The 6,389-nt window shown below is 45.9% G+C and carries 10 protein-coding genes; 2 read left to right on the top strand and 8 right to left on the bottom strand.

Translation table 11 applies throughout. From position 1 onward, the window contains the following. Positions 1-80 precede the first annotated feature (80 nt). The 5 genes from A0765_RS09480 to A0765_RS09460 are packed head-to-tail and all read right to left on the bottom strand — an operon-like array spanning position 81 to position 2,610. Positions 81-476: a single-stranded DNA-binding protein gene (locus tag A0765_RS09480; RefSeq protein WP_062006319.1), complete on the bottom strand. Its 396-nt coding sequence runs from the start codon at positions 474-476 to the stop codon at positions 81-83. A gap of 42 nt (positions 477-518) precedes the next feature. After that, positions 519-1,313 carry an SDR family NAD(P)-dependent oxidoreductase gene (locus tag A0765_RS09475; RefSeq protein ID WP_062006317.1) on the bottom strand — a complete coding sequence of 265 codons (795 nt, stop codon included), beginning with the start codon at positions 1,311-1,313 and terminating at the stop codon, positions 519-521. A gap of 41 nt (positions 1,314-1,354) precedes the next feature. Further along, on the bottom strand, positions 1,355-1,981 hold the full coding sequence (gene ytpR, locus A0765_RS09470) for a YtpR family tRNA-binding protein (protein WP_062006315.1): 627 nt from the start codon (positions 1,979-1,981) through the stop codon (positions 1,355-1,357). Positions 1,982-2,011: 30 nt separating this feature from the next. After that, the gene (locus A0765_RS09465) at positions 2,012-2,326 is read right to left on the bottom strand and encodes a thioredoxin family protein (RefSeq protein WP_062006314.1); all 315 of its coding nucleotides are present in this window, start codon (positions 2,324-2,326) and stop codon (positions 2,012-2,014) included. Further along, positions 2,326-2,610 (bottom strand): DUF4651 domain-containing protein, encoded by a 285-nt coding sequence (locus A0765_RS09460; RefSeq protein WP_062006311.1) that lies wholly within the window; start codon positions 2,608-2,610, stop codon positions 2,326-2,328. Before A0765_RS09460 ends, A0765_RS09465 begins: the two co-directional genes overlap by 1 nt. 126 nt (positions 2,611-2,736) lie before the next feature. Here A0765_RS09460 and pepA point away from each other — a divergent pair, with 126 nt between their 5' ends. Together pepA and A0765_RS09450 are read left to right on the top strand one after the other, a co-directional pair. Next, complete coding sequence (gene pepA, locus A0765_RS09455; RefSeq protein ID WP_062006309.1) at positions 2,737-3,801, top strand: glutamyl aminopeptidase; 1,065 nt, start codon at positions 2,737-2,739, stop codon at positions 3,799-3,801. Positions 3,802-3,924: 123 nt separating this feature from the next. Further along, on the top strand, positions 3,925-5,409 hold the full coding sequence (locus A0765_RS09450) for a DUF1846 domain-containing protein (protein ID WP_062006307.1): 1,485 nt from the start codon (positions 3,925-3,927) through the stop codon (positions 5,407-5,409). A 54-nt stretch (positions 5,410-5,463) separates the two neighbouring features. On the opposite strand, the gene A0765_RS09445 is transcribed toward A0765_RS09450, so the two are convergent. From A0765_RS09445 to A0765_RS09440, 3 genes are read right to left on the bottom strand one after another with little or no spacing between them, the layout of a single operon-like run. Beyond that, entirely contained in the window at positions 5,464-5,898 is a 435-nt protein-coding gene (locus A0765_RS09445) for a DUF2178 domain-containing protein (protein ID WP_048765456.1), read from the bottom strand. 9 nt (positions 5,899-5,907) lie between these two features. Then, positions 5,908-6,072 (bottom strand): hypothetical protein, encoded by a 165-nt coding sequence (locus A0765_RS10375; protein WP_142325664.1) that lies wholly within the window; start codon positions 6,070-6,072, stop codon positions 5,908-5,910. After that, positions 6,069-6,272: a helix-turn-helix transcriptional regulator gene (locus A0765_RS09440; protein WP_002896748.1), complete on the bottom strand. Its 204-nt coding sequence runs from the start codon at positions 6,270-6,272 to the stop codon at positions 6,069-6,071. The genes A0765_RS10375 and A0765_RS09440 overlap by 4 nt, the downstream gene beginning before the upstream one ends. Between the last annotated feature and the right edge of the window lie 117 nt (positions 6,273-6,389).

Genomic DNA, 6,389 nt, shown 5'->3' with positions numbered 1-6,389 from the left:
ATCGAATTCTAACGAATTACCGATTTCTGGCCCACTCTCTTCTTTTTTATCAAGGAACTCTCAGATCAGTCAGTTCGTTCTTAAAAGGGAAGCTCTTCTTCTTCCAGTACCAAATCCGCCAGATCTGCTCCCGTATTATTCTCACGGAGGGCTCTCTGGGCTCGGCTTTCTAAAAGCTGAAAACCACTGCAAAGAACTTCTGTCACATAATGGGTGGTTCCATCTTTTTCATAGCGACGACTCCGCAATTCTCCATCCAGAGAAATCAAACTCCCCTTGCTAGCATAACTAGCCAAGGTCTCAGCCAAACGCCCCCAGACGACAAGGTTGACAAAATCCGCTTCACGCTCCCCATTTTGGCTCTTGTAACGGCGATTCACAGCCACTGTCGCACGCGCAACCGACTTGTCATTTGCTGTCTTGTGTAACTCTGGTGTAGACGTCAAGCGCCCGATCATGATAACTTTATTATACATTTTTCATCCTCCTACTTATCTATTCGCAGGAAATCAAAAAAGTTACAGAAATTTGTAACTTTCCTCAGAAATTTGTAACTTTTTATGAACCATGAAACCTGTCGCCTGTTGATTGGCCATAATGGTCATATCTGTAATCTGAACACGACGGGGCTGACTGGTCACATAAACAACCGTGTCTGCGATATCCTGAGCTTGCAAGGCCTTAATTCCCTGATAGACCGTCGCCGCCCTCTCTTTATCACCGTGGAAACGTACTCTAGAAAAATCTGTTTCGACAATTCCAGGCTGAATAGTTGTCACCTTGATGTCCGTTGCGATGGTATCAATTCGCAGTCCATCTGAAAAAGTCTTAACTGCAGCCTTGGTTGCTGAATAGACAGCTGCACCTGCATAGGCGTAGATTCCCGCAGTTGACCCCATATTGATGATATGACCTTGATTAGCTTTTACCATTGCTGGCAAGAAATAGCGAGTGACCGCCATCAACCCCTTGACATTAGTATCCAACATGGTCAGCATATCCAATTCTTCATAGTCTTGATAGGGGGCCAAGCCAAGAGCTAGTCCAGCGTTATTGACCAAGATATCAATCTGCCCTATCGTTTCCAAAATATCGGAGCAGACAGTCTTGACCATGGTCATATCCGTGACATCCAGTGGAAAGGTCCAAACTGTTTGATTTGGATAGGTTGCTGCAAACTCCAATTTGAGGGTTTCTAGTCTGTCTGTCCGTCTCCCCGTTAGAACGACATTCTCACCCTGCTCCAGATAAGCACGCGCAATCGCTTCACCAATTCCTGATGTCGCTCCTGTAATCACAACATTTTTTGCCATCTTATTTCCTTCTATCTGGTGTATCAGATACTGACAACTCCCTAGGCAGTCCAGTGTTTAGCTGGGTCGAATGGAGTTCCGACAACTTGGTCATCTGATAATTCAATAACCCCACGTTTTTGCGGAGCATTTGGCAAGGCAAGTTCACGAGGGCTGCACATCATGCCAAAACTTTTTTCTCCACGGAGTTCACCTGGAAAAATGAGATTTCCTTTGGGCATCATAGCACCCGGCAAGGCCACGATTGTCTTGAGGCCGACACGAGCATTCGGAGCACCAGCCACGATTTGAACTGTCTTGTCGGCTGCCACCTGCACCTGACAAATGTTAAGGTGGTCGCTATCTGGGTGTGCTACCATCTCGACAATCTCACCGACAACAAACTTAGGTTCTGAGTCCTTAACCAGCTCAGCTGCGAAGCCTTCTTTGGTCAATTCTTGGTTGAGAGTCGCAACTTGCTCATCCGTCAGCTGAACTTGTCCACGCTCTGCAATTTCAAAAAGATTTGACAGTTCAAAAATGTTCCAAGCTACTGTCTGTCCATTATCTTCGCGGTAAACACGCGCTACATTCCCTTTGCGCTCAGCGCTTAGTTTAGCTCCCTGATCATCGGCAGCGATGACCATGAGAACATCTCCTACATGCTCTTTGTTGTATGTAAAAATCATTTCTTCCTCCAAAAATACTTTTAAACCTTCTTATAAACTCGCTAAAAAATCATTGATTTGACTCTTGGTCTTGCGGTCGCGATTGACATAGCGACCAATCTCTCGCCCATCTTCCACAACAACCAGACTAGGAATCCCATAAACATCCCATTTTTGGGCGACAGCCATATACTGATCCCGATCCACCTCAACAAAGGTAAATTCAGGATTTTCAGCTTCTATCTCTGGCAGAAAAGGCTTGATAAAGCGACAGTCTCCACACCAGTCTGCTGTGAAAAAGAAGACAGTCTTCCCCTTGTGCTCTACATAAGAAGCCAACTCCTCCATGCTTTGCGGCTGAATCATCACTCTTCCTCGTAGGTCAACTGACCATTTTCATAGACGAAGGTAAAATGGCGGTCATCTTCTAGGACAACCCCTCCAACTGTACGGTTGTCGGTTGATTCATAAAGTTCCACATAAACCGTTGCAATCGGTCCTCGGATGGAAAAAAATTCCCGCACGATTTGAACAATTTCTTCTCTATTGCGCAGTCTTTTTTGCTCCTGCACAAGCTTGGCAGCTCCAAAGGCCAAGGCTCCTGCTCCCAAAAGAGCGGTTGTTGTTAAAATGATTTTTTTAGCTTTCATGTAGAATATTTTAACACAAAAGCGGAGAGGCGACAAACAATATTGCAGATTTCTCAGCTTCTTCTAGTTCATCCTGTTATTCCCTTTAAAAAAGTGATAAAATAGAGGCAGAAAGAAGGTAAATTTATGTCTGACTTATTTTCAAAAATCAAGGAAGTGACCGAGCTTTCAGCAATCTCTGGTCACGAGGCACCTGTTCGCGGCTATCTGCGAGAAAAACTCACTCCTCACGTTGATGAGGTCGTTACCGACGGTCTAGGCGGCATCTTCGGGGTTCGGCATTCTCAAGCAGAAAATGCTCCCCGTGTGTTGGTAGCGGCTCACATGGACGAGGTTGGCTTCATGGTCAGCGAGATCAAGCCCGACGGGACTTTCCGCGTAGTGGAAATCGGCGGTTGGAACCCTCTGGTCGTGAGCAGTCAACGCTTCAAACTCTTTACCCGTGAAGGCCGGGAAATTCCTGTCATCTCAGGTTCTGTCCCTCCTCATCTGACACGTGGCTCTGGCGGACCAGTTATGCCACAGGTTGCGGACATTGTCTTTGACGGCGGCTTTGCGGACAAGGCAGAAGCTGAAAGCTATGGCATCCGTCCAGGAGACACGATTGTACCAGACAGCTCTGCCATTCTCACAGCTAACGGGAAAAATATCATCTCCAAAGCCTGGGACAATCGCTACGGCGTCCTTATGGTCAGCGAATTGACTCAAGCCTTGTCTGGTCAATCACTAGGCAGCCAACTCTATGTCGGCGCCAATGTTCAAGAAGAGGTTGGCCTGCGTGGTGCCCATGCTTCAACGACAAAATTTGCCCCTGAGGTCTTCCTAGCTGTGGACTGCTCCCCAGCAGGTGACATCTATGGCGGTCAAGGAGCCATCGGTGATGGAACGTTGATTCGTTTCTTTGATCCCGGTCATCTCATGCTACCAGCTATGAAGGACTTCCTCTTGACAACTGCTGAAGAAGCAGGTATCAAGTATCAATACTACTGCGGAAAAGGGGGAACCGATGCTGGCGCTGCCCATCTCCAAAGCGGTGGTGTGCCATCTACCACAATCGGTGTCTGCGCCCGCTACATTCATTCCCACCAAACTCTCTATGCCATGGACGATTTCCTGCAAGCCCAAGCCTTCCTGCAAGCGCTGGTCAAAAAGCTGGATCGCTCAACGGTGGACACGATTACCAGCTATTAACGATTTATCACCCATTCGGGTGATTTTTCTGTACATTTCATATTATCTTTACAAGTTTCCTAGCTTCAAAACCCAAAAATCTCTAATCTTTTGTTATAATTTTTATCAGAGGTAAAAACAAACATGAAAAAAAATGCTTTTGATTCTGAAAAATACTTAAACCTGCAGCGCGACCATATCTTGGAGCGCATTCATCAATTTGAGGGCAAATTGTACATGGAATTCGGTGGTAAAATGCTGGAAGACTTCCATGCTGCCCGCGTCCTGCCAGGCTATGAGCCGGATAATAAAATCAGACTGCTCAAGGAGCTCAAGGACCAAGTCGAGATTGTCATTGCTATCAATGCCAATAATATTGAGCACTCGAAAGCCCGTGGCGACTTGGGCATTTCCTATGATCAGGAAGTTCTGCGCCTGATTGATACCTTTAACGAGCTGGATATTTATGTTGGCTCAGTAGTCATCACCCAGTATTCTGGCCAGCCAGCAGCTGATCTCTTCCGAGCTCAGTTAGAAAAGAATAGGATTGACTCCTACATCCACTATCCAATTAAGGGCTACCCGACCGATATGGACCATATCATCTCGCCTGAAGGCATGGGCAAAAACGACTACATCAAAACCAGCCGTAATCTAGTCGTGGTGACCGCACCTGGTCCTGGTTCTGGTAAATTGGCTACTTGCTTGTCCAACATGTACCACGACCAAATCAATGGCATCAAGTCAGGCTATGCCAAGTTTGAAACCTTCCCAGTTTGGAATCTGCCCCTGCACCATCCAGTCAACTTAGCATACGAAGCCGCTACAGCCGACCTCGACGACGTCAACATGATTGACCCTTTCCATCTGCAAACCTACGGAAAAACCACCGTCAACTACAACCGTGATATCGAAATTTTCCCAGTCCTCAAACGCATGCTGGAGCGCATCCTAGGCGAGTCTCCTTATGCATCCCCAACGGACATGGGCGTCAACATGGTCGGCTTTGCCATTGTAGACAACGATGCAGCTATCGAGGCATCTCAACAGGAAATCATCCGTCGCTACTACCAGACTATTCTGGACTTCAAGGCAGAGCGCGTTTCTGAATCTGCTGTCAAGAAAATCGAACTCTTGATGAACGACTTGGGCATCACACCGCTGGATCGGAAAGTAACCGTGGCTGCGCGTGCCAAGGCCGAAAGTACTGGCGACCCCGCTCTGGCTTTGGAATTGCCAAACGGTGAAATCGTAACCGGTAAAACCTCTGAACTCTTTGGCCCTACGGCTGCTGTCTTAATCAATGCCATTAAGAAATTAGCCAACATTGCCAAAGAAACCAAGCTGATTGAGCCTGAGTATGTCAAACCAATTCAAGGTCTGAAAATCAATCATCTGGGTAGCCGCAATCCTCGCCTCCACTCAAACGAAATCTTGATGGCTCTGGCGATCACAGCCATGGAAAATCAAGATGCTGCCAACGCTATGCAGCAACTGGGCAACCTCAAAGGCAGCGAAGCTCATTCGACTGTGATGCTGACCGACGAAGATAAAAATGTCCTGCGCAAACTAGGCATCCATGTGACCATGGACCCTGTTTATCAGTATGATCGACTTTATAGAAAATAAAAACAAGCTCTGTTAAAAGCTTGTTGAGAAAGCTGGCCCTGCCAGCTTTTTTTCTTAATAACGCTTGGATAGGAGAAAACGCAAGAGATAGTAAAGGGCCAAAACTAGGATAATGGTCAAGGTCAGAAACTGATTGAGATTTAAAATGATAGGAAAAATCATAGAAAGAAGGCTTAGTCCTGCTGCCAGCAGCAAAAGGATATCAAACAGCAGAGTGCGAGTCTTTTCGTCAATCATCCGATTGCGTTCATCCGTCACCTGAATGTAGAGCCTATTAAGGGCTTCCTCCCGTTTCAAGGCAAGATTATAACGCAGAACCATCAAAGAAATCCCTAAAAGCAGACCCACCATAATGCCTTCCTCTAAATCATCCAGAGAATGAATGTAGCTCCATCCCAGTCCCAGCCAGAGGACTAGGATTAGGATGCGACCTATGATCACTTTCTTTTGAAGTTTTTTCCGAAATTCTTGTTTAGTTAATGCTTCCATATCGGCCTCCTATTTTTCATACGCTTGGGAAATTTTCAACATCACCACAATCAAGATAACTGCCACAAAAGGCAGGATTTCCTTAGGGATAAAATTGGCTTGCAAATGGAGATAAGATAAGCCAACAACCACCAAAATAGCCAATATCCATTTACATAAATAAGTCCATTTCATGATTCATCCTCCTCAAAGAGAAACACTTCTTCAATCCTTAAATTGAAAAAGGATGCAATTTTATGAGCCAAAAGCAGCGAGGCATTGTAGCGGCCCTTTTCCAAAGAAATAATCGTTTGTCTCGTGACCTCTAGCTTCTCAGCCAGCTCCTCCTGGCTGAGCTTTTTTCTTTTTCGTAATTCTTGAATTCGATTTTCCAAGGCTGCCTCCTTCTCATAATGTAAAATAAACTTTACTTTTTCAAATATAGTATAGCTCCCTTTACATATTTTGTCAAGAAGAAAGCGGCAAAAAAGAGGCTGGGACAAAAGTCCTAG

Origin of the sequence: Streptococcus cristatus (assembly GCF_001588905.1) — a bacterium.
GTDB classification, from domain to species: domain Bacteria; phylum Bacillota; class Bacilli; order Lactobacillales; family Streptococcaceae; genus Streptococcus; species Streptococcus cristatus_N.
This window is presented reverse-complemented; position numbering and strand designations above follow the sequence as displayed.